Raw genomic sequence first — 25499 nt, forward strand, 5'->3', positions numbered from 1 at the left:
GGGGGCGAGCCTCGCCGAGTTGTCGCGGTCAGCCCGCGACCGACCAACTGAACGGACTCGTGGCGGCACGCGCGCGGTTCGGCAGCGCCAGCGCCAGTGCGGCCAGGCCGAGAGCCGCGACGGCGACGGCCGAGAGCATGATCATGCTGCCAGGCAGCGTGTGCGCGCGGAAGAACAGCGCGCTGAGCACCGCCAGTCCGACCGAATTGCCGATCTGCTCGATGGCGGGCAGCACGCCCGACGCCTCGCCCATGGCCTGCTCGTCCAATTCCGCCAGCATCAGCGGTTGCAGCGGCACGCCGAAGACCCCGACGCCGAGGCCCGCGAGAAACGTCGGCCCCAGCACCAGCGGAAGGTTCACGACGCCATCCCCTACGTACAGGTATCCCACTCCCACCGCGACGCAGCCGCCGAAAACGGCGATACCGCCGGCCAGCGCTCGAGTCCCCCAGCGGCGCATCAGGATCGGTGACAGCAGCGCACCCGCGCCCGCACCGAGGGCGAACGGCGTCATGGCGATCCCGGTACGCAGCGCGGAGAACCGCAGCACGTCCTGCAACAGGATCGAGACGGTGAACACGAACGCGGTGAACAGGCCGAAGAAGATCGCCACCAGTGCCGATCCGATCGCGAATCCCCGGTCGGCGAAAAGGTCCAGCCGCACCAGCGCGCGGCCGCCTCGGCGGCGCGTCGCGCGCTCGTGTGCCACGAACACCGCGCCGAGCACCACCGCGGCCGCGATGTACACCCCGTGCACGGCCCGCCAGCCCGCCTGTTGACTGTCCGACAGCGCGAACAGCAGCCCGAACAGCGCCGCGGTGGCCACCACGGCCCCGCGCAGATCCAATGGCTCCCGATCCCTCGCCGGGCCCGATCGCAGGTAGCCCGCGGCCAGCGCGATCGCCACCACACCCAACGGCAGATTCATCAGGAAGATCGCGTGCCAGCCGAGCCCGAACGGGTCAAGGGTGATCAGCGCGCCGCCCAGGATCGGGCCGAGCATTCCCGCGAAACCCGCTGTCGCGCCGTACGCGGCGAAGGCGTACTGATGATGCTCACGGCGGAAACTCGCGGTGATGATGGCGATGGTCTGCGCCGCCATCCCCGCGCCCGCCACGCCTTGGACGATCCGGGCGAGCACCAGTTCCATCGCGGTGGTGGACATCCCGCACCACACCGAGGCCACCGTGAAGGCCACCGCCGACCACAGGAACATCCGGCGGCGGCCGGCGATCGCACCGACGCGAGCGGCGGTGAGCAGCACGCAGGCGAACGCCAGCGAGTACCCGGCCACCACCCACAACTGCTCGGACCGCGACGCCCGCAGCTCCGCGGTGACGACCGGGAGGGCGGTGTTGACGATCGTCACATCGATCATCTGCATGAAGACCGAGATCAGGCACGCTCCGAACGATCCGAGCGCCACCGCGGCCTCTTTGCGGGTCATCGGATCGCCGCTTCGATCATCGGCCACGAATTGCGCAGATCCTGATGCCAGTAACCCCAGGAGTGGGTGCCGTTGGGCCGAAAGTCGAAGGTCGCATCGACACCCAGCTGACGCAACCGGTCCTGCAACTGGTGCGTGCACAGGTTCGCCACCGCCTCCAACGGTGCCCCGAATACCAGCTGGTAGAGCAGGTGCGCGAGGTCGCCGTGCGCGCCCTCGAAGTTGTCCTTCGGGCCGGGCAGCCCGGTACCGGTGGCAACGTAGATGGCGGTGCCGCGCAGCCGGTCCGCGTGCAGGTACGGATCGTTGGCGCGCCATGCGGGATCGGTCGGCGGCCCCCACATGTTGACGACGGTGCCACGCTGTTGCGTGACCACCGCCTGAACCACCGCCTGCCCCGCGGGGTCGCTGGTGCGCACGCAGCCGCTGTAGGAACCGATCGCCTTGTACAAACCCGGTGCGGCCATGGCCAACTGGAACACCGAGGTGCCTGCCATCGAGATGCCCGCGATGGCGTTCGTCCCGGTGCCGTGGAAGGTGGCGTCGATGAGCGGCGGCAGCTCTTCGGTGAGGAAGGTCGACCAGCGCTGCCTGCCGAGGACCGGGTCGTCGCTGCGCCAGTCGGTGAAGTAGCTTCCCGCACCGCCGAACGGGATCACGACGTTCACCTGCTTGTCGCGAAAGAAGTCGACGAGATCGGTGCCGTCGAGCCAATTCCCCTCCGAACCACCGTTGGCGCCGTTGAGGAGATAGAAGGTCGGCGCCGGTGTGTCCGGATCTGCCGCGCGCAGCACCCGAATTCGCGTAGCGCTGTTCATCGCCGCCGAGTACACCTCGAGTTCGGATTGCCGGTCGGATTCGAGCCGGGTTTCCACTATTCGCGAGCCGTCCGCTGCGACGGGTCGCGATGGATCGGCGCGGACCACCGGCTGTGCGCCGATCATCACGCAAGTGAAAATGAGCACCGCGGCGAGTACCGCGCCTGTTCGATGCGAATATCCGGGCATGTCGACTCCTGGCCCCGGGTAGGAGGGCTCGAATTCGCAGTCAATAACATCGGGCGGCCCACCCGCCGGATTTTCGAGTGATCCTGTGTTTCCTACCAATTCGATTCGTCGACTATTTGCCGTATTTCCCAAACCGGGCGCGCGACCATTGCGATCCCGGTGCGGCGGAACCTAGCGTCGAGCGCATGGCGTTCCCTCGACTGTGCCGCGACTCACGCGGAACAGTCCGGCGCGCAATGCTCTTCGCACTGCTGATGCTGATCTGCTCCGGAAGCCCGGCGGTCGCCGAGCCACCCGCGATGCGACCCGCACACGGGCGAGCCGTCGAGCTGACCGTCTTCTCCCCCGCGATGGGCGCATCGGTATCGGTCATCGTGCTGCCACGCCCGGACCCGTCCCGTCCGGCTCCGGTGCTGTATCTGCTCAACGGCATCGACGGCGGCACCGCGGGCGACGGCTGGACCGACCGGACCGACGTCGACCGATTCTTCGCCGACCGGCAGGTGACCGTGGTGGTGCCGGTCGGCGGCGCGGGCAGCTACTTCACCGACTGGCGCGCCGACGACCCGGTTCTCGGCCGTCCGCGCTGGACCACGTTCCTCACCCGCGAGCTTCCCCCGATCATCGACGCCACCTTCGGCGGCACCGGCGCCAACGCCATCGCCGGAGTCTCGATGACGGGCACCTCGGTGTTCCAGTTGGCCATGGCCGCACCGGGTTTGTACAAGGCGATCGGTTCCTACAGCGGCTGCGTGCGCACCAGCGACCCCGCCGGACAGGCCATGGTGGCCACGATCGTCACCGCGGAAGGCGGCACGGTGGCGAACATGTGGGGACCGCCGGGCGATCCGGCCTGGGCGACCAACGATCCTTACGTGCACGCGGATCGGCTGCGCGGCACGACGATCTACGTGGCCGCCGGAAACGGGCAGGCGGGCCCGCTGGACCAACCGCACAGCACGGGAATCGACGGCAACCCCGCGAAGATGGCGGACCAGTTGGCCATCGGCGGCATGCTCGAAGCCATCTCCGACCGCTGCACCAGGTCACTGCGCGACCGCTTCGCAGAACTCGGCGTCCCCGCCACCTTCGATCTGCGGCCCAGCGGCACCCATTCCTGGGGCTACTGGCAGCACGACCTGCACAACAGCTGGCCCTTGTTCGAATCCGTTCTGCGCTAGCGGCTCTGGGGCGATCCGCGATCAGCGCCGTCAGGCGCACCCTTCCAGGGTTGCGTGTGCCAGTTCATCGACCACGTCGCCGATCTCATGACGCTTACGCAGCGCTTCGAGCTGGCGTCGGGCGCCGTTGCCACGCTTGCCGAGGTCGGCGATCGCTTCGGTGACGAAGGTTTGGTCACCGAAGTCCCGCAGCGCGGGCTCGATGTGCGCGACGAGTTCGTCCAGCAAATCTCGGTGTGGAACCACACGCCCTTCGACGGGATCGAGTCCGTCGCCGTCCAAACCCGACTGCGCGGCGTTCCAGTAGGCGGCGCGAAGTACTTCGGCAGGGACGGGCGGGGCGGGTTCACCCTGTTCGATCGCCCGCACCCCCATGGTGACGGTGGCCCTGATCAAGGCGGCGAGCAGCGCGGCTTCCTCCACGGTGGCGGGAACGTCGCTGACCCGCACTTCGACGGTAGGGAACGATTCCGAGGGCCGGATGTCCCAGTACACCATCTTGTTGTCGAGAATGCTGCCGCTGGCGAGCATTGTCGCGACGATCGCGTCGTAGTCCTCGACGGAGGCGAAGTACGGTGGCGGTCCCGCGCTGGGCCAGCGCCGCCACAGAATGCTGCGCCAACTCGCGTATCCCGTCTCGCTGCCACGGTAGATCGCCGAATTGGCGGTCAACGCGAGGAATATCGGCAACCACGGACGCACGTGATTGCCGACCAGTATCGCGGTCTCGCGATCGGGCACACCGACGTGCACATGGCATCCGGACAGCCCTTGTTCATGGGCGATCATGCCGAAGCTGTCGGCGATCCGCCGATATCGAGGCGTATCGGTGACCGGGAACCCTTCGGGCACGGTCGGGGGCACCGCGACAGCGAGGAGCCGAGCGTCATTGGCGGCCGCGCATTCGGCGACGGTCCTACGCAGCGTGCGCAATTCCGTGAGCAGGTCGCCGATATCGGAATGCACCCCGCTACTGGTTTCCACCTGACAGCTGGTCAGCTCCAACTGCAGATCGATGTCCGCCTTCTTCGCCGCTTCGGCAACTCGGATGTTGGCCGGTGCGGGGGCGCCGGTTTCGGGGTCGGTCAGCAGGAATTCCTCTTCGACACCGACAGTCGGTACATGGTTGTCCATGGTCGTGATCACGCCCTTCGATACTTCGGCCGGTATTCCTCGGTGGTAGCGGCCCGTCTCGCGCCGATGTGATCCGCCCAGGCCACTTGCCTACCTGTGTGTCGGCGGAGCGAGCAAATGTGTTCGGGCCGTACCCCCTTCGCACATGCCCAAACGATCGGGCACCGGCTGGTCAGCCGCCGTAACCGGTGCGGTGGCTCTCTCGATTGAGATCGCGCCGACGGGGTAGATGCCACGTACCTGCGGTGTATCCACCCGTCTTCCGGTCACCGCGCACGACGGAGGTAGCGACATGGCCGAACATCACGACACGGCACCCGGCAGCGTGCCGGCAAACGTTCTGTCGCGCAGGGACTTCGCCGACAGGGTGTTACGTGCCGCGGCAACTCCGGAACGAATCGCCGACGTCGTCGCGCGGATCGTGGGTGAGCGCATCGAGATCGGGCCGGTGCCGGTAGCTTTGAACGGACTCGTGCGCGCCACCGCGATCGCCGAAGCCGGACCCGTACACGCCGTGCGATGCGACTGCGGACCCTGGGATATGACGATCGCGGTGCCGATCCTGCTGCGCCTGCGCGTCCGCCTGCCCGGTCGAACGCTGCGATACATCGGCGCGGCCCGCGTACTGATCCGGCTCGCGTTGATTCCCCGCGAACCCTGCGGATTGTTCCTCCGGACCGACGAGGTCCACGCCGATGACCTCACCATCAGGATGCGCGCTCGCGACCTCACATCCCGACTCGCCGGAGGGATCGGCCGGGTCGAATCCACGGTGGCCGAGCACATCCTGCGCTACATCGACGAACTGTTCGCCGGCCCCGCGTTCGGCGGCATACGCGACATCGATATCGCCGACATCATCGACCGCGCCTGGGACGCGGGTCTCGTACTCCGCTTCCCGGACCGAGCCGCGAGCTGATCCGCATCAGGGCGGTACATCGACTCGGACCGGCGGGGCGAGGGCGACACATTCCTCGCCGGCCGCCGGCCCCAGGTCCGCAAGGCAGGGCCGTCGCAGCGCGGCATCACATCGTGCGTTGCGCCAGCCACGCGTTCGGCCGACATGGGGTGGACGGTGGCGGCTTCGGCTCCGGGTCCCATACGCCGGACACGCCGACGGGGATGGCGCAGAGCCGCGCCTGCGGATGTGCGGCAACGGGCGGGAACTGGCAATCTGCCGGGTTTCCCGACTGGGTACTTGCGCGGCACTCAAGTTAGTGCTATAAGAAATCTGTGTCCAATGGCACAACTTATCTGATTCGTTCTATGCAGAATAGAGTGAGTTGGAGGTGACGACCATGCTGATGCGCACTGACCCGTTCCGCGATTTGGAACGTTGGACGCAGCAGGTGTTCGGCACAGCGGCCCACCCGGCGGTCCTGCCCATGGACGCCTGGCGTGCGGGCGACCAGTTCGTCGTCGAGATCGACGCGCCCGGCATCGATCGGGATTCTCTCGACCTGAATGTCGAGCGCGACGTCGTGACCGTTCGCGCGCGCAGGCCGGAACTCGACGCCGATCGCGAGATGGTGGCCACCGAGCGGCCTCGCGGCGAGTTCAGCCGCCAACTGCTCCTCGACGTCGACCAGGTCCGCGCCGACTACGCCGATGGCGTGCTCCGTCTGACGATCCCGCTGGCAGACCGGCCCGAGCCGCGCAAGATCGAGGTCGCTCGCGGCAACGGGCACAAGGCGATCGACGCCTGAACCCGGGACGGGAGACGTCGTCATGCCCGATTCGGCTGTACGTCCGCGGTCACTCGACGAGTGCGACGCCTGGCTGCTGGATCCCGACCTCGAACGATTGTTCGCCGAGGTGGACGCGATCCTGTGCGAGGCAGGGGCCCGGTTACGCGGGCGGGCGCACCCGTCCATTCCGGCACCGGGACCGCGGCGCGCCTCGAGCCCCCGTCCCGGCCGGGACACGCTCGGGACGCACGGGTGGCACCCCGAAGCGGGGCCTGCCACCGAACGCGGTCCTCCGCACAACCGCCACCGCACAGTGACGGAATTCCGAAGAAGGAGGTGATGCCCGCATCCCACTGAGAAACCGGTTCCGCGGCGAGGCGGTCGCCCCCTGTACCAGGCGCTTGCGAGCACCAGCGAGCATCTGCTCCACGCGCACCGCCACACCATGTGGCACGCAGGGATGACAGCTCGCCGCAGGAACAACCTCTCGTAGTCACGTCGCTCTTCTCCTGATCGGGGGAGGGACCGCAGACCCCTCCCCCGACTCCGACCGGCGGTTTGCCGGGACGCGGCCAGGGTAGGCCGGAAGAGATTCATCAGGGTGCCAAGAGGAGGCTGTGATGCGACGCGCGCTTCTGATCGTTCACGATGTGCCCGCGGGATTCCCGCGGTGACCGACAACTCTCGTCACGTGGGTGGCTATGCCGCGACGATGGTTGCGTACGCGACTGTAGTGGCGGCGGTCGCACTGCTCGGGAACGCGACAGGTCGCAAGCTTCCGCGCGATATGACCATCCGTGATCTGGTGGTCACCGCGTTCGCCACGCACAAGCTGTCCCGCTTGGGGACGAAGGCCGCGGTGACGGCTCCGGTGCGCGCAGCGTTCACGCGACCGGTCGCAGCTGACGGTGGGCCCGGAGAGGTGGCCGAGGAGCCGAAGGCGACCGACGGCATCGGGCGCAGCATCGGTGAGTTGCTCAGCTGCCCGTTCTGTTTCGACGTATGGGCGATCACCGGTTTGACCATCGGACACGTTTTCGCGCCGCGGATGACGCGCGTGCTGACCGACGCCGCGGCCGCCTTGGCAGGCGCCGATTTCCTGCACCTCGCATATGCCACCGCTCAGCAGATCGCCGAGGGCGAACACCCGGCGCTGGTGGGCTGACGAAGCGGTGTCGCACCGATCCGGTTACACGGGCCGCCATCCTGCGATACCTGGTTGGGAGCGACCCGCCCGCACCGTCGAAATCTTCGGTGCGGGCGGGCCCGTTGCAGCACAAGGTTTGTGGCTATCGCCCCGGCCGCAGCCGCAATCGGCATCGGCGGCTGGATCGATGCGGTCGCGGCAGGTCGTGCGGCGCGGGGGTGGTATGGGTGCGGGTGTAGGTCAGCACCTGGGTGGCTTCGGGTCCGCGGTCGGTGTCGGCGGCCGTGAACACGACCGGTTGCCCAGCGGTGAGTGTCTTGTAGCCGGGGGCGCAGATGGCGGTGTATCGGACGAACACCGCCTCACCGCCATTGTCCGGGGTCAAGAACCCGAAACCTTTTTCCTTGTTGAACCAGGCCACACATCCGTGCTGCCAGCGCGGCAGTTCCGCGGCGCCGGTGTGCGGGTCGGGATGGACGTTGCTGTCAGTAGGCGAGGCAATCGTAGTCGTCATCGGCGGTAGGTGTGATCCAGGCTTGATCGATGCGGTCGCTGATATCGGCGGTGTCGAACGCGGCACGGATGCGCTCGGTCAGCGGGTGCAAGCCGCCGGTGTCCAGTCCGATATCACGGTCGTCGGCACGCACGGGGGTCTGCTGGTCGGCCAGGTCACCGTCACCGTAGAGCGGGATCGTGGTCATTCGTCACTCCTCCGAGGTGAATTCCGGTTTCGGGAGGTGGGCTCGGAGCCCGCCGAGCCCACCCGCGAGGAAGAGTCGAGAACGAGAGATCGACAATCGTCGTTTCCTTGGGATACAGCAATCACCTCGCTTTCACGATCTCGTGCACCTCTGGAAGGGGGTGATAGCGCAACGTTCCTGCCCGGGTGGATCGCACGCCGGGACCAGCATGGCCGTCACCTCCACTCAGTCTTATCTCTCAATGACAGATTGGATTATCTCTGTCAGCCAACACAGATTTCTTATACCACTCCTATGATATCCGCGCAAGTCCCAACCCCCTGCCTCTTCCCCTCTCGTTCGTCGCCCGGTGCTCGACGCCTTCACCGGCTTGATACAGCGCGAAGGGGATACCCCGGCTGAGAGCCGAGCGCGCGTGGCGCAGGCATGCGGCTATCGAGACCGAGGGAAAGGGGCCCGCATCGTGTCGAGCACGCTCGTCGCGCTCTACCAGGCGTCGGGCGAAGGGCCGCCCGGCCTGCTGCCCGCACGCCAGCAGATGGCGTTCTCACTGGGCTGGCACATCGTGCTGGCCTGTTTCGGCGTCGCCTTTCCCGCCATGATCTACGTCGTGCATCGCCGTGGCATCGTTCACGACGACCCCGTGGCACTGGGCTTGGCGAAGCGGTGGGCGACGGTGTCGGCGATCTTGTTCGCCATCGGCGCGGTCTCCGGAACGGTGCTCAGTTTCGAAATGGGGCTCTTGTGGCCGGGGCTGATGGGCCGCTTCGGCGACGTGCTGGGCTTGCCGTTCGCCTTCGAAGGGCTTTCGTTCTTCATCGAAGCGATCTTCCTGGGCATCTACCTCTACGGATGGGGTCGCATGCCGCCGCGCCACCACCTTGCCATGCTCGTGCCGATGGGGGCCGCCGGGGTGGTCGGCACCTTCTGTGTGGTCAGCGTCAACGCGTGGATGAACAACCCGACCGGATTCCGGCTCGCCGACGGTGAGGTGACCGAGGTGAATCCGTGGCGTGCGATGTTCAACGGCGGGGTGTACCTGCAGTTCGCGCACATGTGGGTCGGAGCCTTCATGGTCGTCGGATTCCTCGTGTCCGGCGTCTACGCCGCCGGTCTGCTGCGTGGACGTCGCGACCCTCATCACCGGCTCGGGTTCACGGTCCCGTTCGTCTTCGCGACCGTCGCCGCGCTCGCCCAACCACTCCTCGGGCACGTGCTGGGGATGCGGGTGCACGATACGCAACCGTCGAAGCTGGCCGCGTTCGAACTGGCCGCCACCACCGAAGGGCCCGCCCCGCTGCGATTGGGCGGCGTTCTCGTCGATGGAGAGGTGCGGGGAGCGCTCGAGATCCCCCGGCTGGGTTCCGTCATCGCCCGCAACTCGCTGACCGCCCCGGTACCCGGATTGGACTCGGTGCCGGTGGCGGATCGGCCGCCGGTCAACGTCACCCACCTCGCCTTTCAGACCATGGTCGCCATCGGCACCCTGCTCGCGCTCATGGTGATCGTGTTCTGGCTGCTGCGCTGGCGGCGCCACGACCCGTTGGCCGAACGTTGGTTCCTGGGAGCGGCGGTGGCCGCCGGACCGTTGGCGATCCTGGCGCTGGAATGCGGCTGGATCGCGACCGAAGTGGGCCGTCAGCCGTGGACGGTCTGGCGGGTCCTTCGCACCACCGACGCCGCCAGCACGAGCACCGGCTTGTGGTGGACCTATGTCAGCGTGTTGCTGGTGTATGCCGGGATGACGGTGGGCGCGATCGTCGTCCTGCGTTCCATGGCGCGGCGCTGGCGCACCGGCACCGCGACCATCACCGCCCCCTACGGACCGGGCGCGTCGCCGGTCGACCAGGCGCAGCGCGCCCGCAGCGTCGGAAAGCCGTGACCGATGGATCTCTCGGACGTCGTCGCGACCGCGATGTTCACCGGGGTGGTGCTCTACGCGCTGTTCGGCGGCGCGGATTTCGGCTCCGGATTCTGGGACCTGACCGCGGGCGGACCCCGGCGCGGCAGCCGCTTGCGAGTGCTCATCGACCACAGCATCGGACCGGTCTGGGAAGCCAACCACGTGTGGCTGATCTACATTCTGGTGTTCCTCTGGACCGCCTACCCTGCGGTGTTCGCCGCCGTCATGACCACCCTGTTCATCCCGATGAGCCTGGCGCTGCTCGGAATAGTGCTGCGCGGGGCGAATTTCGCGTTCCGCAAGTACTCCGCGACGCTGCGCCAGGCGCGCTTGTTCGGCGCCTTGTTCGCGGGCGCGTCGCTCATCACGCCGTTCTTCTTCGGCACCGCGGTCGGCGCGATCGCCTCCGGCCGGGTGCCCGCTGACGGGTACGGCGACCGGTTGCGGTCGTGGTTGAATCCGACCTCGATTCTCGGCGGTGTTCTGGCGGTCGGGACGTCCGCATTCCTGGCCGGCGTCTTCCTCACCGCCGACGCCGCGCGCTCGGGCGACGACGCCCTCGCCGGATACCTGCGCCTGCGCACACTGATCGTCGGCGGCGTGACCGGGGCGGTCGCGATCGCGGCGATCGCGCCGATCCGTCACGACGCACCTACCCTCGGCGCCGGACTCCTCGGGCGCGCCCTTCCGCTCATCGCGGTCTCGGCGGCCGCGGGGGTGCTCACCCTGACCTTGGTGTACCGCCGCCGATTCGGGTGGGCGCGCGTTCCCGCGACGGTCGCGGTCGCCGCGATCGTCATCGGGTGGGCCGTCGCGCAGACGCCATGGATCCTCGTCGATCAGATGCTCATCGCGGATGCCGCCGGTGCACGAGCAACCCTGGTGGGACTGCTCGCCGTCGTCGCCGCCGCCGCGGTCACCGTGCTACCCGCCCTGGGCTATCTGTTCTGGCTCACCCAGACCGACGCGTGGGTCCGCGACGAGCCCGCGCGTACCGGCTCACCGGAACAGGCGTAGCTACTCCGCCCCAGCGGCACCAGATCCTGGGGTTGCCAGCGGCAGGACCCGCACAGCAGCCGGCCCCTGTTCGAATCGGCGCTGCGGGCTCTGGCGCGATCCGCGATCAGCGCGTTTTCTTCCACGCGGCGTACCGCCCGGGCACGCAGACCGCACAAGGCCGGTAGCCAGCGGAGATCGCGTCGGATTCGGTCGCGAAGAAGACGCGATGCGTGCGGTAGGCGCCCCTGGCGAGCGCACGGAGCGCCGAAGGGCAGTCCAGACGGCCGTAGATGCGGCTGCGACGGTGGCCGCCGTATCGCCCGGGGACGATGCTCCGATACGGTCGGCCGTCGCCGTCGAGCAAGGTGTACACGATGGCTATTCCGCGTCGTGCAGCACGAGACCGAGAGTGTGCCGCACACCGCTGCGCACGCGGCTGACACCGTGGCGGATCGGGGCGCGGGACCAGCCGCGACTGGATGGCGTCGGCCGATCGCGGGTGGTGAAAACCAATGCGTGCCCCTGTTCGAGCACCGACACGATCGCTTTCGACTGAGCGCGCGGGCGTTGCTCCACGAGCAGGAATTCCCCGCCGGTGTAGTCGATCCCGGATCGGTCCAATCCGATGACGACCTGCAGCGGGAAGACCAGCTCGCCGTACAGGTCGCGATGCAAGGCGTTCCAGTCACCGGCGTGGTAGCGCAGCAGGATCGGGGTCGGCTTTTTCTGCCCTGCGGCATGGCAGGCGTCGAGCCAATCGCCGAACTCCTCCGGCCACGGCGCTGGGTCGCCGAGACGGTCGGCCCAGGATCGGGCGAGCGGCAACAGTTTTCGATAGAAGGCCGTCCGCAGGCGCATGATCGGCTCGGGCACCGGATGCGCGAAGTATCGGTAGGTGCCTTCGCCGAATCGATAGCGCGCCATGTCGACGGTGGATCGGAACCGGGTCAGGTCGTCCCACATGGCGGTGAATTCGGCGCACTCCTGCGGAGTGAGGATCGGCCCGGTCGCCGCGCAGCCGTGCGCGTCGACTTCCGCGAGCAGCGTCCGCCAAGACTGGGCGTCGACGCGATCCGCCAGGGCGGCGGCTTCGGCCCGCCCCGGGACGGGAGCGGGCCCGGCACGATGCTCCGCGCGGTGACCGTCCCCAACGGTTCCGGTGCTCGGCTCGCTCATGCCGCCGCCTCCAGATCCAACAGCGCGTGCTTGGCGACGACGCCGCCGACGTACTGTCCGATGGACCCGTCCCCGCGTACCACCCGGTGGCACGGGATCACCACCGGCAGCGGGTTGCGCGCGCAGGCGGAGCCGACGGCGCGCACCGCGCGCGGGTTCCCGACGGCCGCCGCCACCGCGCCGTAACTCGCGCGCTGTCCGTAGCCGATGGCGGGCAGGTGCTCGATCACCTGGCGGCGGAACCCGGCGGCCAGCCGCAGATCCAGCGGCAGGTCGAAATGCGTCCGGTGGCCCGCGAAGTATTCCTCGATCTGCCGGGCCGCCACGTCCAAGCGGGCGGGCGCGGCGAGGATCCGCGGACTGATCCGCGCGGCCAGTGTGGCTAGTACCGCGTCGTGGTCTTCGGTCGGGTAGGCGACGCGGACCAGTCCAGCGGGCGTCGCGGCCAGCAGCAACGTCCCCACCGGGGTCTCCAGCGAGCGGTAGGCGACATCGAGCAGGCCCGCGGCGTCGGCCTCGGCGGTCAGTCGCGCGTGCAGCGTGGCGAGCAGGTCGGCGTCCGGGGTCAGCGCGCGCGACAACCCGTCACCGTGATCGAGGGTGGCCATCATGATTCGTCCTTCGGGTAGAGCTTGCGCAGGGTCTTCAGGCCGTCCGCGGCGGCGCGGCGGGCGGCATCCGGAGAATTGCCGAGCAATTCGGCGATCTCCGCGTGGGGAAGCCCGGCCAGATAGTGGTAGGCGACCGCTTGGCGCTGCTTGGTCGGCAGCGCCCGCAGGGCGGCCCACAGGTCGGGGTCGTAGTCGGCGGGTCCGGGGGCGGTAACGGGACGTTCCGGCAACGTCTCTGCCGGGACGGGAGCGCGCGTCAGCGCCCGGCCGACGTCGATCGCGCGGCGATGCGCGATGGTGACCAGCCATGCCTCGATGTTCGTGTCCGGGGAAAGGCCGGGAAACGCCCGCAACGCGGAGAGAAACGTTTCCGACCAGGCGTCGGCCGCGTCGGACGGGCCGAGCACCGCCCGGCAGACGCGCAACACCATCGGGCCGTATTCGGCCACTATTTCCTCGAACGGGGGCAGGCTCACACCAGGTAGACGCCGCGGGCGCCGCGAATGTGAGATCCCGTCATCGGGGCCCTTCCCGGCGCGACAGCCCGCTGGCGCGCAGCACCCGCCGCGCGATGCCAGCGCGGATGGACTCCTCGGTGCCGATGATCCGGACGTGGCGGCGTGCCCTGGTGATCGCGGTGTACAGCAATTCCCTGGTCAGCAAGGTGGATTCGGGCTCGGGCAGGACGACGGAGACGGTGTCGTACTGACTGCCCTGGCTGCGGTGGATGGTCATGGCGAAGACCGTGACGACCGCGGGGAACTGCGTGGGATGCACCAGGTACGGTTCGCTGCCGCGTTGCAGCGCCGCGCGCAACGAGCCGTCGGGCATCCGCACGACGACGCCGGTGTCGCCGTTGTAGATCCGCGCCTCGTGATCGTTCGCGGTGACCAGCAGCGGTTGTCCGGGATACCACGGCGCCTGCTGCGACTCGGGGCCCGCCCCCGCGGCGGCGGCCCACTCCGCGCCCATCCGGTCCCAGCGCTCCACGCCGAACGGCCCCTGCCGGTGCGCGCACAGCAGGCGATGCGTTTCCAGCGCCTGCAGCGCGCCCGTCGCGTCGCCGTCCAGGGCGGCGGCGGTGACCGTCGTCGCGGCCCGCACCACGTCGGCGCGGACCGCGGTCAGCTCGTCGGGCGCGCTGAGCGACAATTCGTCGCCGCCCGCGCGCAACAGCTCGAGCGCGGCGTCCGCGTCCCCCGCCCGCACCGCGACGGCCAGGTCGGCGATCCGTCCGCCGAACCTGCGGCCCCGGGTCAGCCGGACGATGCCGCCGCGCAGGCGGGTGCGCTCCAGCGCGGTCAGGGCTTCGGCGTGCTCGCCGGTCGCCTCCGGACCGAGGATCTCGTCGAGCACGGGATTCGGGGTGGCCGCGACGGGTCCGGCGACCAGGTCGGCGAGCACCGCGCCCGCGTCGACCGAGGCGAGCTGGTCGGGGTCGCCCACCAGGACCAGGCGGGTGTCCGGGCGCAGCGCGGCCAGCAGCCTGCTCATCATGGTCAAGGAGACCATCGAGGTCTCGTCGACCACGATCACGTCGTAGGGCAGCCGGTTGAATTCGTGGTACTTGAACCGGGTACTGCGGCCGCGCTGCCAGCCGAGCAGCCGGTGCAAGGTGGCGGCGGTGAGTTCGGGCAATCCGAGCGAAATCGCTTGCTCGCGAACGGCTTCCTGGAGGCGAGCCGCCGCCTTCCCGGTGGGAGCGGCCAGCGCGATGCGCAGCGCGGGCAACTTCGGCTCGGTCTCGCGGTGCGCGGACAGCAAGGCGATGATCCGCGCGATGGTGTGGGTCTTGCCGGTGCCGGGCCCGCCCGCGACCACGGTGGTCCAATGTGTCGCGGCGAGCGCGGCGGCCAGGCGCTGGCGATCCGGCGCCGTGCCCGCCGACGCGTCGAACAACCGGTCCAGTTCGCGGCGCACGATGCCGGGAGCGACCACCGGATGGTGTGCGGAGCGCTCGGTGAGCACCCGCCGGATCGTCTGCTCCTGCCGGTAGTACCGATCGAGATAGAGCAGCGGACCGGAATCGCCCTGCCCCTGGGATTCGACGAGTCGCAGCGGCCGCAACGGACCCGCCGGTCCACCGCGCACCAGCGGACTCACCCGCAGCGCGGCGACCACGGCCGGGATGTCCGGCCACGGTAGCGTCGCCGGATCGATGCCCGCGTCCCAGTTCTCGTCGGCGTCGACGCCGATCTCCCGCATCCGGTGCAGTTCCAGGCACACCGAGCCGGAGCGCACCGCCCGCACCGCCAGCGCCGCGGCGAACAGCACCGGCTCCGACGATTCCCGGCCCAGCCGGCCCAACCGCAGCGCCACGTGCACGTCGGCGGCCGAGAGCACACCGGCCTCGTTGAACGTGCGCAGCAGACCGGTTCCGCGCTGCGCCACCTGGATCGAGGTCACCGCCCCGCCTCCCCTGCCAGCAGCGCCGACAGCGCCACGACCAGATCGGCGGGCGGATGCCAGTCGAAGACGCCACAGCCCGCAGGCGTCTCCGGTCCGATCATGCCGCGCACGAACAGGTATCGGACTCCGCCGAGATGCCGGGCCGGGTCGTAGCCGGGCAACCGCCAGCGCAGATAGCGATGCAGCGCGACCGAGTACAGCAGCGCTTGCAGCGGATAGTGGGAACGCAGCATCTCCGCGGCCATGCGGTCGCGGGTGTAGTGCGCGACGGTGAGATCACCCGTGCCGAGCCGGTTGGTCTTGTAGTCGACGACGACGAATCGAGGGTGCGCGTCGCCCGCGACGCGGAGCACGGCGTCGATGCTGCCGGTCAGGTAACCCCGCAGCGGTATGTCTTCGAGCGCCGCCAGCTGTTCGGCGTAGGGGAACAAGTCGTCGTCGACCGAAAGGTGCTCACGCAGCAACTCGGCGACGCGCCGCAGGGTCGCCGCGGTGGCGCCGACGCGGTCCCCGCCCGCCAGTGGCAATTCGAATTCGAGTTCGCTGAGACGGTCGCCGGGGGCGATGCCGGCCAGGCAGCCACCCTCGAGCGGAGTACGCAGCACCGCCAGCAGCGCCGTCGCAAGCACTTCGGTATCCACTTCGGCCATCAGTTCGCCCACCGCCTCGCGGCACCGATCGCGCACCTCGGCCGCCAGATCCGGATGACCGGTGTCGATCCGCTCCAGGACGCCGTGCACCAAGGTGCCGAACTCCGCGCCGTAGGGCAGCGCGTTCATCAGCGACGCCGCGCCCGACGGTTCCGGCTCCGCCGCGCCGATGAGGGAGGCGCCCGCGGGCTCGTCGCCCGGCCCCGGCGCGCCCTCCGGTTCGCTGTCGGGTTCGGGCGCCGCCGGGCCGTGCGCGGAGGCGGTCAGCGCCGAGTACGAGGTGCGCCGCCACTGCTGGTCCAGCGCCCGGTCGAAGCGGGCCGCGGCCAGTGCGCCCGGCGCGGGCCCGGTGCGCGCTCGCCGGATCGCGACGCCGTCGGTCCCGGCCACCGCCGTCACCGAGATCGCCGCGCCCGCGTCCTGCGCCCACGTCGTAAGCATTTGCGCGGCAACGGTGTCCGCGGGTACCGCGGCTCGGGCGGCGACGGCCGCGCCACGATCGGCGCGGCCGAAGACCATGCGGTGCAACGGCGACGCCGCGGTGGTGATCGCGGGCGCCCACCAGGCGACGATCTGGCACATGGCGCGGGTGAGCGCGACGTACAGCAGCCGGAGTTCCTCGCCCGCCTCCTCGGCTTCGCTGCGCGCCTTGCGTTCGGCGTATCCGGGAGCGTCCGCGCCGCCGACATCCAGCACGCGCGCACCGTCGTCGGCGTGGAACAGCAACGTCGCCGGATAGGGGTTCTTCGCGCTGTCCCAGGCGAACGGCAGGTACACCACCGGGAATTCGAGTCCCTTGCTCGCATGCACGGTGGCGATCTGGACGGCGGCGGCGTCCCGGTCGAGCCTGCGGCTGCGGTCGGCGACGGCGCCGGAGGCGGGATCGCGCACGCGGTCGGCCAGCCACCGGGTCAGCGCGGTCAGCCCGAGCCCCTCGGTGAGCGCGACTTGGTCGAGCAATTGCGCGAGGTGCCGCAGGTCGGTGAGCTGCCGCTCCCCGTTCTCTACGGCGAGCAGCCGCGGCGCCAGGCGGGTTTCGGCGGCGATCTTCTCGAACACGGCCGCGAAACCCGCGCGGGTGAACAGCCGCGCCGCCTCACGCAACTGAGCGCTCACCCGGCCGACCAGATCGGCTCCCTCGCTGTCGATCTCGGCCGCGGTCACACCGAACAGCGGTGTGCACGCGGCCAGCCGCACCCGGTCGCCGCGATGCGGCTGTTCCAGCGCCCGCAGCACCCACAGCCAGTCGGTGGCGCTGTCGGTCGCGAAGACGCTGATACCGCCCGCGAGCACGGAGGCGACGCCGACGCGGTCCAGCGCCGCACGCACCACATCGATCTGCGAGCGGGTCCGCACCAGTACCGCGATGTCGCCCGGCCCGATCGGCCTGCGCGCCGTGTCGACCGCCGCGATCGAATCGGCTTCGGACAGTACCGTCTCCGCTTTCCCATCCAGCTGCACACCGGATTCGAGCAGGCGCACGATATCGGCGGCGAGATCGTCGGCGACCTTGGCCCGCATGCGCCCGACGGCCGGGAAGCCGGATTTGTTCAGCGGTCCCGCGCCCGTGCGCGGTAGGCACCGGACCCGCAGCGGCGTGGTGAGTTCGGAAGGTCCGGACAACCGGGACCATGGTCTGGTCGGGGCGACCGGATAGACGCGGATCTCCTCGTGCCCCAGGGCCGCCGCGCCGTGCAGGTGATCCAGCGCGGCGAGCAGTCCGGCGTCGCTGCGCCAGTTCGTGGTGAGTTCTTTGCGGACGTCGGCGTGCGCCACCGCGTCCAGGTAGCTGAGCACCTCCGCGCCGCGGAAGGCGTAGATCGCCTGTTTGGGATCACCGACCAGCACCAACGTGGCATGCCCGTGGAACGATCTGCGCAAGATGTCCCATTGCAGCGGGTCGGTGTCCTGGAATTCGTCGACCAGGGCGACGCGGTAGCGCGCCCGGATGCGGCGGCACGCGCGCGGGCCGTGCTCCGGGTCGGCGAGCACGTCGTGCAGCAGTACCAGCAGGTCGTCGAAGTCGCGCAGCCCGGCCAGCCGCTTGCGGCGCTCGGTCTCCGCGCGTACGGCGCGGGCGAACGCCACCCGCTCGCCTGCCTCGCCGTCGGGCTCGAGCGCCGCATGCCGGTCCCGCACGGCGGCCAGCGCGAGCGTGCGGGCCTCCTTCACCGAGAACGGCGGTTCCCCGCGCGCGTAGCGGTTGAGATACAGATCGTCGACGACGGTGCCGACGAGATCGTCGACGGTCTCCACCAGCCTGGTGCCCGGGTCGTGTTCACCCGCGAGGCCGAGTTCGTCGAGCATGCGCTGGCAGAAGCTGTGCGTGGTGGCGATGGTGCCCGCGTCGAAATCCGACAGGGCGGCCAGCAACCGTCGCCGCCGCGACCGCACCTCGTCTTCGTCGGCCTGCGCGAGGTGCCGGACCAGTTCGTCGGTGTGCGCCCTGGCCGCGACCGGGTCGGTCAATCCCGCGGCGACGGCGACGAATCGGTCGCGGGTGCGTTCCCGCAGCTCCTGGGTCGCCGCGCGGCTGAAGGTCACCAGCAGCAGCTGGGACACCTCGACACCCGCCTCGGCGACATAGCGCACGGCGAGACCGACGATGGCGTGGGTCTTGCCGGTGCCCGCGCTGGCCTCCAGCACAGTCGTGCCGGTGGGCGGCGGTCCGTACGGTTCGAACGCGGCCGCATCGAAAGCGTTTGCCGGGAAGGAGGTTTCCTGCACGGTCATGTGCGCCTCCCTCTTGCGCGGCCGGTAGTCACACACTCGGCGGACGGCGCGCTCGTCCTGGTGACCGGCCACGTCACACGGACCCGAAACGACTGTCCGAGCTGACATTCTGCCGCGCCCCCGGCCGCCCACCGGCGACCGACACGCGCAGCGGCGGCGTATTCCGGTGTCACGTGCCGCGTCGGTTCGCGATCGGTCACGGCTGGCCCTGGCTTTCCGCGGCCAGCAACGGGGCCCACATCCGCCGGGCCAGCGCGCCGAAGCGGGTGCTCTCGCCGGGTTCGCCCGTCGCGGCGGGCGCGGCCATGAGGTCCTCGAGCCGGGGCGCCGGGCCCCAGACGTAGCGAAGGTGGCGGTCGGTGTGATCGCCGAAGGGCCCCGGACCGTTGGGGCCGCCGTTGAATTCGCGCTCCGCCGCCGCGATCGCGTCGTCGGTGCTCGCGCCGCGGAAACGACGTTCGGCGTATACCGCGGTGGCGGCGGGCGCGACTGGCAGCGGTTCGGTCAGGCCCTCGTCGCGCAGCGCGACGAGCCTGCGCAAAATCTCCCCGGCCGCGGGCGCGTCGGGTGCGGTGAGCTCGCAGCGCCAGGTCGGACGGCCGAATTGGCCGCGGCCGGTGCTCACCGCCCGCCAGGAACGGTCCTCGGTGACGGTCAGCGCCAGCAGCGAAACCCACGCTCCGATCCGGTGTTTGGGGGCCAGCCGGGAGAAGGTGGTGCGGACCAGGGTGTCGCCGCGCACCTCGGGCACGGTGCCGGTGAGCCGCCGCCCGTTGCCCAGGTCGACCGCGATGTCCACCGCGCGCGCCGGGCCCGCGTAGTCCGCCTGCGCGGCGCGCACCAACCGGTCCACGGTGTGCTCCACCTCGTCGAGCACGGCGGCGCCGAATCCGAACGGCGGCAGCGTGCCGCGCCGCCACTCCGCCGCCCGCAGCCCGGCCGGATCCGCGCCGGTCAGGCGGGCCGCGAGCAGGCGTTCGCCCAGCTCCCACTTGGCCAGGCCGTCCAGTTCGATGGGCAGCCGGTCGGCGATGTCCTCGTCGTGCTCGGGAACCCGCAGACCGAGCCGCTGCCACAGGAAAGCGCGCACCGGGTGCTCCACGAACGAGATCAGATCGGCCAGCGCGACATCCGCCGTTCGCGCGGCGGGCAGCGGCGCGGCCAAGAATCCCGGACGCGGCAGCGCGGGTCCATCGGCCGCGTGCGCGCCGGCGAGGGCCACCTTGTCGAAACTGAACGGCTGCTCGGCCCGGAAATTCCGGCGATCGAAGGATTGCAGCGGATGCCGCGTCACCACCGAGCGCATCGCCGCGGCGCCGACGTGGGCCCGCAGTGCGTCCAGCAGCTCGGCGACCGGAACGGCGGGCGGCCGGTGCGCCCCGCTGACCGGGTCGGCGCCGGTGTGGAACACCAGCAGCGTGTCCCGCGCCGCGAGCACGGCGTCCAGCAGCAGCTGCCGGTCCTCGCTGCGCGGATCGCGTTCGCCCAGCAGGGGTTCACGGGCCAGCACGTCGTCTCCGTCCGCGGCGCTCGCGCGCGGGAACATCTCGTCGTCCAGGCCGAGCAGCGCCACCACCCGGTGCGGCACAGACCGCATCGGCACCATCGTGCAGACGGTCAGTTCGCCGGTGCGGAAGTTGGCCCGGGTGGGGCGCGCCGCCAGCCGCGAACGCAGCAGCACACCGACGTCGGCCAGCCGCAACGACACCTCGCCCGCGTGGTCGGTGGCGGCGGCGAGTTCCTGCCTGGCCTCGGTACGCACCCAGGCCTGCGCGTCCGGCACGTCGGTCAGCAGATCCAGCGCGCGGCCGAGCGCGGCCGCCCATTCGTGCGCGGGACGGGGGCCGCGCAGGTCGCGCAGGCACACCGCGAGCCGGTCGACGTACTCCGCGAAGCGTCCGGCCAGATCGACGTCGTTGCTGTCCACGTCGTCCAAGGGCAGCGCGAGATCGAGCCAATCGTCGGAGGTCTCGCCAGCGGTGACTCCGAGCAGGATCCGGTCCACCGCGCTGTTCAGCGTGTTCTGCGCGAAATCGGCGAGCCCGAACGCTTGGCGCTGACGCTGCCCGATGCCCCACCTCGCCCCGGACTCGGCCGCCCACTCGCGCAATCGCTCGATGTCGTCGTCATCGAACCCGCAACGGCGCCTGACTGTTTCGGCGGCGGCGAGATCGAGCACCTGGGTCACCGTCACCCGGCCGTCGGCCAGCTCGAGCAGCACTGCGATGACCGCGAGCAGCGGATTGGTCACCCCGCGTCCCCGGTCGGCCAGGCGCACCCGCAAGCGGTGCGCCGGATGCTCCGAATCGCTCTGCGTCTCCGGCGCTCCCGGCGCGCGCTGCCCGAATGCCGCGCGCACCAGCGGCGCGTACGCCTCCACCTCCGGGCACATGATCAGCACGTCACGCGGCTCCAGCGTCTCGTCGGCCGCGAACAGCCCGAGCAGGCTTTCCCGCAGGACCTCCACCTGCCGTGCGGGGCCGTGACAAGCGTGCACCTGCACGGTGCCGTCGGCGCCGACCTGCCCCGCCGCCGGGGGCCACTGGTCGTCCCGGATACCCCGTTGTAGCGCACGAAGCAATGTCATGGACGAATCATGCTGTGCCGCAACGTCATCGAGTTCGCTGATCGGATGATAGGTGTCGGTTCCGGTGACGGCGGACGCGGCCAACCGCTGCTGCAACTCCCGGACGTCGCGCCCCAGTCCCGCCAGCAGCGGATGGGTGACCGCCGTGGCGCTGCGGTCCTCGGCGCGCGTGCGGGCAGGGGGCAGCTCGCTCAGGGTCGACCAGAGGACGGGACTCGGATGCACGAGCCACAGGTGCACGTCGCGGCCGGCGGCCAGCGCCGACAGCACGGCCAACTGGTCGCCGGCCAACCGGGTCACGCCGAACAGCGACAATCGCGGCGGCAGCGCGACCAGATCCGGCCGCGCACGCAACCGGGCACAGGCGGCGTCGAGCCGCTCGGCCGGGCTCGGCGCCCCGATCTCGGCGCGCAGCCCGCGCCAGAGCATCGGCTGCCAGAGCAGGTCGTCGGGTACCGGAGCGCCCGCGCCATCGGTGTCGAGGCCCGCCGCCCACTCGGTGATCAGCGCTGGACGCTGAGCGGCGTAACTGTCGAACAGCGCGGCGACCTGTGCCGCGGTCGCGTAACGCCGTCCGGCGCGGTGCTCGCCGCCCGTGGCGTCTCCTGCGCCGAGATGCCTGGCGGGCACCGCGCACCAGGGTTCGGACAGCGAGGCGTCGATCACCCGCAGCAGCGTCCACACCGCCCGCTCCTGCGCCCACGGATCCTCCGCCTGCGCCACCCCGCTCGCCGCGGCCAGCGCCTCCGCGACCAGCGCGGAAGGCGAGGGGAAGGCGATGTTGGCGCACACACCGTCGGCCGCTCCGCCCGCGCCGAGCACTCCCGAGAGCGTCTGCGTCAGCCAGCGCTCCACGCCTTTCGCCGGCACCGCGACCACCTCGGGCGCGAACGGGTCTTCCTGCGGCGACGCCAGCACCCCGGCGAGCGCACGGGCGAGGACGTCGGCGCGCTCGGCACGGTGGATGTGCAGCGGCATCTGCGCCCTCTCGATCGGTGGTGTCCGGCTGCCCGGCCTCGGACTTCGTGCACGTTTATACGCCCAGCGACCGACGTGCAACCGCACCGCCCCATCCGGAGTGCAGTGAAATAGACCACACCAGAACGGATTACTCCGACGTGTCACGCGGGCGCCGCCGCGGCGATGTGCGACAGTGCTGCACCGGGGAGGAGAGCTTGCACCGGGGCGGAACGAGAGAGCTGCACCGAAAGGCTGGTTCGCGTTCTATGGATGCGATGGTGATTCCCCTGCTTCCGAAAGGCGGATTCACGGTCCGCCGGATCGGTGACCGCTGGGACCTGATCAACTCGCGCCACTACGGTCGCACCGTAGTCCTGCATTCCTGGCCGAGGGACCGGCACACCGAGGCCTTCGAGCACTGCTACCGGCTCAACGGACGTACCGTCGAGGAACTGCGCGCCGCCTTCCGCTGACGTGCCCGGCCGGGGGTGACGATCGAATTCCACTGCGGCGCAAGCAGCCGGAACGGGCGCTAGCACACCCTGGATCCGAGCTCAAGACGTGCGTCCGGACCCGCGATGTGCGATCGTCATCCCTCGTGCGTTATCCGTCCCCCGCCACCCGAACCGTTCCCCGCGTGGCCGCTTCCGCCTGTGTCCTCGCCGCAGCGGCGATCATCGCTCCGAGCCTGCCCGCCGCGCTCCCGACCGCGGGCGCGGTGCCGCTCGCGCACACGCAGGGCTGCCTGCCCGGCTTCGACTGCGATCTGAGCAGCCGCATCGCGAAGGCCGACGCCTACCTCAACAACCGTCCCGGTGTCACCGGCTACGTCCTGCGCGACCGGGTGTCCGGCGGGGTCTACGCCAACGCCAACGCCGAGAACGCGGTCTGGACCGCTTCCACGATCAAGCTCGCGATCGCCGCGGACCTGCTCAACCGGGCGCGGGTCGGCGCCATCAACCTGACTCCCGAGGACCGCGGTCTGATGGAGGGCATGCTCGCGACCTCGAACGACGGCGCCGCCGACCTGCTCTGGACCAAGTACTCGGGCATCGACCGGATGGCGTTCAACAACGCCTTCCGCGCCAACGGGATGACCTCGCTGGTTCCCCAGCCGACCAATACCGCGCTGTTCCCGGACTGGTCGTTCCAGAAGTGCACCGCCGCCGACCTCGACCGCCTGATGGACAACGTCCTCAACCGCATGCACCCCGACGACCGCAACTACCTCGTCGACCGGATGCGCGCGGTGGACTCCAACCAGCACTGGGGCGTGTGGGGCGCGGGCGCGAGCATGCGTCCCGGACTGAAGAACGGCTGGTCGGCCGAACAGGGCGGCTGGGTGGTCAACTCGGTCGGCTTCGCGGGACCGGGCGAGCGCTACACCCTGGCCATCATGAGTTCGCTGGGTGACGCGGGCGGCTACACCGAAGGCGCCGAGACCGACACCAAGCTCGCGGAGATCCTGCTCGCGGGCCGCTGACCGCCCGGCCGCTCAGGCGGCCGCGCGCCTGCGCAACGTCATCGGCGCACCGTCCCTGGGGAAGGGAATCGTGGTGAATCCCCAGGGCATGCGGTATTTCTCGGGTATCCGCCACTCGTATGCACGCACCAGGGCGGCGGTCACCGTCTTCACCTCGAACGTGCCGAAGTGCATCCCGATGCACTTGTGCGCGCCCGCTCCGAACGGCATCCACGCGAGGCGGTGCGACTTGTCCTCGCGCCGCTGTTCGCCGAATCGTTCCGGATCGAAGCGTTCGGGGTGGGTCCACAGTTCGGGCAGCAAGTGATTCACCTGGTAGGCGAGGTCCACCGGGGCGCCGGCCGGAATATAGTGGCCTGCGATCTCGGTGTCACGCACGGCGCGGCGCGACAGTCCAGGAACCGGCGGCATCAGCCGTAGGCTTTCCCGGACCACCAGATCCAGATCGTGCAGCGCCTCCAGGTCCGCGATGGCGGGCGGCCCGTCGCCGAGGCGCGCGTCCATGTCGAGCACCTCAGCGCGCACCCGCTGCTGCCACTCCGGGTGCTTGCCCAGGTAGTACGCGACGGCGGTGGCGGTCGTCGTCGTGGTGTCGTGCGCCGCCATGATCAGGAAGATCATGTGGTTCACCACGTCGGCGTCACCGAAGACGCCGCCGTCCTCGCTGCGCGCGTGGCACAACCCGGAGAAGAAGTCCGCCGTCTCGACGCGGCGCTTCTCCGGCAGCATCGCGGTGAAGTAGTCCTCGAGCACTCTCCTGCCGCGCAGCCCGGCCCGCCAGTTGCCGCCCGGCACCGAATGCCGGATGATCGCCAGCCCCGCGTGCGTGCAGTCGACGAACGCGTCGATGAGCTGGCCGCGCCGCGGGCCGACATCGACTGCCATGAACGTCTCGCCGGCGATCTCGAGGGTCAGCTCCTTGATCGCCGGATACAGCCGCACCGTGCGTTCGGCGTCGCGCCCTACCGGCACCCAGCGTGCGATGTACTCCCGCGCCACCGGCGTCAGCGCCGCCAGGTGCGCTTCCAGCCGGTCCCTGGTGAACGCCTGCTGCATGATCTTGCGGTGGAATTTGTGCTCGTCGAATTCCAGCAGCAGCAAGCCGCGCCGGAAGAACGGGCCGATGAAGTAGTCCCAGCCCTGGCCGAAGTCACGGCGCCGGTGCCCGAGTACTTCGTCGAGTGCGTCCGGTCCCGCGACCAGCACCCGGTCGACACCGAGCGATGTGTTCAGCGAGACGGGTCCGTACCTGCGGTAACGCTCCATCATCTCGGCCGGGCCCCAGCGCATGTAGTGCAACGCCCGGCCCAGGTAGGGCAGCCCGGCATCGCCGCGCACCGCGACGGTGTCGCTGCCCCGCGGCGGGGTGGCCAGCACTTGGCGCCGTTCCGGCAACAATCCCAGCGCCCGATCGATCAGATGGCCGTGCGGTACCTCGATCAGCGCGATGTTCTCCGAATCGGCCCGCACGCTGGGCTTCCGGCCGATCGCACGGTCACCGGCGACCATGGCAATCCTCCCTGAGCGACAGTTACCATCGTAGGCTCTCGACCTCGCCCGCTCGGCCGGTTCGGTCGCGACGATCCTCCCCGCCCAGGCCCGGCGGCAGTGAGATATCGCACCGCAACACGCCAGGAACGGACATCTCGTCGTGACGGTGCCCGACTCGACGGCTACGGTTTA

The 25499-nt window shown here is 70.0% G+C and carries 21 protein-coding genes; 8 read left to right on the top strand and 13 right to left on the bottom strand.

Features of this window, described 5'->3' with window-relative positions; translation table 11 throughout:
• Positions 1-28 precede the first annotated feature (28 nt).
• Together ACFV2O_RS12050 and ACFV2O_RS12055 are read right to left on the bottom strand one after the other, a co-directional pair.
• Positions 29-1474, bottom strand: a complete 1446-nt coding sequence (locus ACFV2O_RS12050; RefSeq protein WP_379251819.1) for an MFS transporter — start codon at positions 1472-1474, stop codon at positions 29-31.
• Positions 1444-2454, bottom strand: a complete 1011-nt coding sequence (locus tag ACFV2O_RS12055; RefSeq protein ID WP_379251820.1) for an alpha/beta hydrolase — start codon at positions 2452-2454, stop codon at positions 1444-1446. Before ACFV2O_RS12055 ends, ACFV2O_RS12050 begins: the two co-directional genes overlap by 31 nt.
• A gap of 236 nt (positions 2455-2690) precedes the next feature.
• On the opposite strand from ACFV2O_RS12055, the gene ACFV2O_RS12060 reads away from it, so the two are divergent.
• Entirely contained in the window at positions 2691-3635 is a 945-nt protein-coding gene (locus ACFV2O_RS12060; RefSeq protein ID WP_379251821.1) for an alpha/beta hydrolase, read from the top strand.
• Between the two features lie 30 nt (positions 3636-3665).
• On the opposite strand, the gene ACFV2O_RS12065 is transcribed toward ACFV2O_RS12060, so the two are convergent.
• The gene (locus ACFV2O_RS12065) at positions 3666-4769 is read right to left on the bottom strand and encodes a glutamate--cysteine ligase (RefSeq protein WP_379251920.1); all 1104 of its coding nucleotides are present in this window, start codon (positions 4767-4769) and stop codon (positions 3666-3668) included.
• Positions 4770-5061: 292 nt separating this feature from the next.
• Here ACFV2O_RS12065 and ACFV2O_RS12070 point away from each other — a divergent pair, with 292 nt between their 5' ends.
• From ACFV2O_RS12070 to ACFV2O_RS12080, 3 genes are all read left to right on the top strand, one after another.
• Positions 5062-5688, top strand: coding sequence for a hypothetical protein (locus ACFV2O_RS12070; RefSeq protein WP_379251822.1), 627 nt, complete (start codon positions 5062-5064; stop codon positions 5686-5688).
• A gap of 379 nt (positions 5689-6067) precedes the next feature.
• Positions 6068-6475 carry an Hsp20/alpha crystallin family protein gene (locus ACFV2O_RS12075; protein ID WP_379251823.1) on the top strand — a complete coding sequence of 136 codons (408 nt, stop codon included), beginning with the start codon at positions 6068-6070 and terminating at the stop codon, positions 6473-6475.
• Positions 6476-7127: 652 nt separating this feature from the next.
• Complete coding sequence (locus ACFV2O_RS12080; RefSeq protein WP_379251824.1) at positions 7128-7622, top strand: DUF1360 domain-containing protein; 495 nt, start codon at positions 7128-7130, stop codon at positions 7620-7622.
• Between the two features lie 124 nt (positions 7623-7746).
• Here ACFV2O_RS12080 and ACFV2O_RS12085 read toward each other — a convergent pair whose 3' ends face one another.
• Positions 7747-8118, bottom strand: a complete 372-nt coding sequence (locus ACFV2O_RS12085; protein WP_379251825.1) for a cold-shock protein — start codon at positions 8116-8118, stop codon at positions 7747-7749.
• On the bottom strand, positions 8090-8305 hold the full coding sequence (locus tag ACFV2O_RS12090) for a hypothetical protein (protein ID WP_379251826.1): 216 nt from the start codon (positions 8303-8305) through the stop codon (positions 8090-8092). Before ACFV2O_RS12090 ends, ACFV2O_RS12085 begins: the two co-directional genes overlap by 29 nt.
• 463 nt (positions 8306-8768) lie before the next feature.
• On the opposite strand from ACFV2O_RS12090, the gene ACFV2O_RS12095 reads away from it, so the two are divergent.
• Positions 8769-10187, top strand: a complete 1419-nt coding sequence (locus ACFV2O_RS12095) for a cytochrome ubiquinol oxidase subunit I (RefSeq protein ID WP_379251827.1) — start codon at positions 8769-8771, stop codon at positions 10185-10187.
• Positions 10188-10190: 3 nt separating this feature from the next.
• Positions 10191-11225 carry a cytochrome d ubiquinol oxidase subunit II gene (locus ACFV2O_RS12100; RefSeq protein WP_379251828.1) on the top strand — a complete coding sequence of 345 codons (1035 nt, stop codon included), beginning with the start codon at positions 10191-10193 and terminating at the stop codon, positions 11223-11225.
• A 106-nt stretch (positions 11226-11331) separates the two neighbouring features.
• Here the strand turns inward: ACFV2O_RS12100 and ACFV2O_RS12105 are convergent, their stop codons facing one another.
• The 7 genes from ACFV2O_RS12105 to recC form a co-directional block, all read right to left on the bottom strand.
• Entirely contained in the window at positions 11332-11580 is a 249-nt protein-coding gene (locus ACFV2O_RS12105; protein WP_355070936.1) for an Ada metal-binding domain-containing protein, read from the bottom strand.
• Positions 11581-11585: 5 nt separating this feature from the next.
• On the bottom strand, positions 11586-12383 hold the full coding sequence (locus ACFV2O_RS12110) for a 2OG-Fe(II) oxygenase (protein WP_379251829.1): 798 nt from the start codon (positions 12381-12383) through the stop codon (positions 11586-11588).
• Positions 12380-12991 (bottom strand): methylated-DNA--[protein]-cysteine S-methyltransferase, encoded by a 612-nt coding sequence (locus ACFV2O_RS12115; RefSeq protein ID WP_379251921.1) that lies wholly within the window; start codon positions 12989-12991, stop codon positions 12380-12382. The genes ACFV2O_RS12110 and ACFV2O_RS12115 overlap by 4 nt, the downstream gene beginning before the upstream one ends.
• Positions 12991-13464 (bottom strand): RNA polymerase sigma factor, encoded by a 474-nt coding sequence (locus ACFV2O_RS12120; protein WP_379251922.1) that lies wholly within the window; start codon positions 13462-13464, stop codon positions 12991-12993. The genes ACFV2O_RS12115 and ACFV2O_RS12120 overlap by 1 nt, the downstream gene beginning before the upstream one ends.
• Positions 13465-13510: 46 nt before the next feature.
• Entirely contained in the window at positions 13511-15400 is a 1890-nt protein-coding gene (gene recD, locus ACFV2O_RS12125; protein WP_379251830.1) for an exodeoxyribonuclease V subunit alpha, read from the bottom strand.
• Positions 15397-18786 (bottom strand): UvrD-helicase domain-containing protein, encoded by a 3390-nt coding sequence (locus ACFV2O_RS12130; RefSeq protein WP_379251831.1) that lies wholly within the window; start codon positions 18784-18786, stop codon positions 15397-15399. Before ACFV2O_RS12130 ends, recD begins: the two co-directional genes overlap by 4 nt.
• A gap of 196 nt (positions 18787-18982) precedes the next feature.
• A complete protein-coding gene (gene recC, locus ACFV2O_RS12135; protein ID WP_379251832.1) occupies positions 18983-22351 on the bottom strand; it encodes an exodeoxyribonuclease V subunit gamma in 3369 nt (1122 codons plus the stop codon).
• A gap of 257 nt (positions 22352-22608) precedes the next feature.
• On the opposite strand from recC, the gene ACFV2O_RS12140 reads away from it, so the two are divergent.
• Positions 22609-22806, top strand: coding sequence for a hypothetical protein (locus tag ACFV2O_RS12140; protein WP_355070929.1), 198 nt, complete (start codon positions 22609-22611; stop codon positions 22804-22806).
• Between the two features lie 164 nt (positions 22807-22970).
• A complete protein-coding gene (locus ACFV2O_RS12145) occupies positions 22971-23816 on the top strand; it encodes a tat pathway signal sequence (RefSeq protein WP_355070927.1) in 846 nt (281 codons plus the stop codon).
• 12 nt (positions 23817-23828) lie between these two features.
• Here the strand turns inward: ACFV2O_RS12145 and ACFV2O_RS12150 are convergent, their stop codons facing one another.
• Positions 23829-25325 carry a cytochrome P450 gene (locus tag ACFV2O_RS12150; protein WP_355070926.1) on the bottom strand — a complete coding sequence of 499 codons (1497 nt, stop codon included), beginning with the start codon at positions 25323-25325 and terminating at the stop codon, positions 23829-23831.
• Positions 25326-25499 lie beyond the last annotated feature (174 nt).

Origin of the sequence: Nocardia sp. NPDC059691, assembly GCF_042733915.1 — a bacterium.
In the GTDB taxonomy this organism is placed as follows: Bacteria; Actinomycetota; Actinomycetes; order Mycobacteriales; family Mycobacteriaceae; genus Nocardia; species Nocardia sichangensis.

What these genes read in the sequence shown, in the direction of transcription:
- ACFV2O_RS12130 (WP_379251831.1), bottom strand. Translation starts at nt 18,786, where the DNA reads ATGACCGTGCAGGAAACCTCCTTCCCGGCAAACGCTTTCGATGCGGCC.
- ACFV2O_RS12075 (WP_379251823.1), top strand. Translation starts at nt 6,068, where the DNA reads ATGCTGATGCGCACTGACCCGTTCCGCGATTTGGAACGTTGGACGCAG.
- ACFV2O_RS12140 (WP_355070929.1), top strand. Translation starts at nt 22,609, where the DNA reads ATGGTGATTCCCCTGCTTCCGAAAGGCGGATTCACGGTCCGCCGGATC.
- ACFV2O_RS12100 (WP_379251828.1), top strand. Translation starts at nt 10,191, where the DNA reads ATGGATCTCTCGGACGTCGTCGCGACCGCGATGTTCACCGGGGTGGTG.
- ACFV2O_RS12110 (WP_379251829.1), bottom strand. Translation starts at nt 12,383, where the DNA reads ATGAGCGAGCCGAGCACCGGAACCGTTGGGGACGGTCACCGCGCGGAG.
- ACFV2O_RS12060 (WP_379251821.1), top strand. Translation starts at nt 2,691, where the DNA reads ATGCTCTTCGCACTGCTGATGCTGATCTGCTCCGGAAGCCCGGCGGTC.
- recC (WP_379251832.1), bottom strand. Translation starts at nt 22,351, where the DNA reads ATGCCGCTGCACATCCACCGTGCCGAGCGCGCCGACGTCCTCGCCCGT.
- ACFV2O_RS12115 (WP_379251921.1), bottom strand. Translation starts at nt 12,991, where the DNA reads ATGGCCACCCTCGATCACGGTGACGGGTTGTCGCGCGCGCTGACCCCG.
- ACFV2O_RS12085 (WP_379251825.1), bottom strand. Translation starts at nt 8,118, where the DNA reads ATGACGACTACGATTGCCTCGCCTACTGACAGCAACGTCCATCCCGAC.
- ACFV2O_RS12070 (WP_379251822.1), top strand. Translation starts at nt 5,062, where the DNA reads ATGGCCGAACATCACGACACGGCACCCGGCAGCGTGCCGGCAAACGTT.
- ACFV2O_RS12090 (WP_379251826.1), bottom strand. Translation starts at nt 8,305, where the DNA reads ATGACCACGATCCCGCTCTACGGTGACGGTGACCTGGCCGACCAGCAG.
- ACFV2O_RS12150 (WP_355070926.1), bottom strand. Translation starts at nt 25,325, where the DNA reads ATGGTCGCCGGTGACCGTGCGATCGGCCGGAAGCCCAGCGTGCGGGCC.
- ACFV2O_RS12055 (WP_379251820.1), bottom strand. Translation starts at nt 2,454, where the DNA reads ATGCCCGGATATTCGCATCGAACAGGCGCGGTACTCGCCGCGGTGCTC.
- ACFV2O_RS12065 (WP_379251920.1), bottom strand. Translation starts at nt 4,769, where the DNA reads ATGGACAACCATGTACCGACTGTCGGTGTCGAAGAGGAATTCCTGCTG.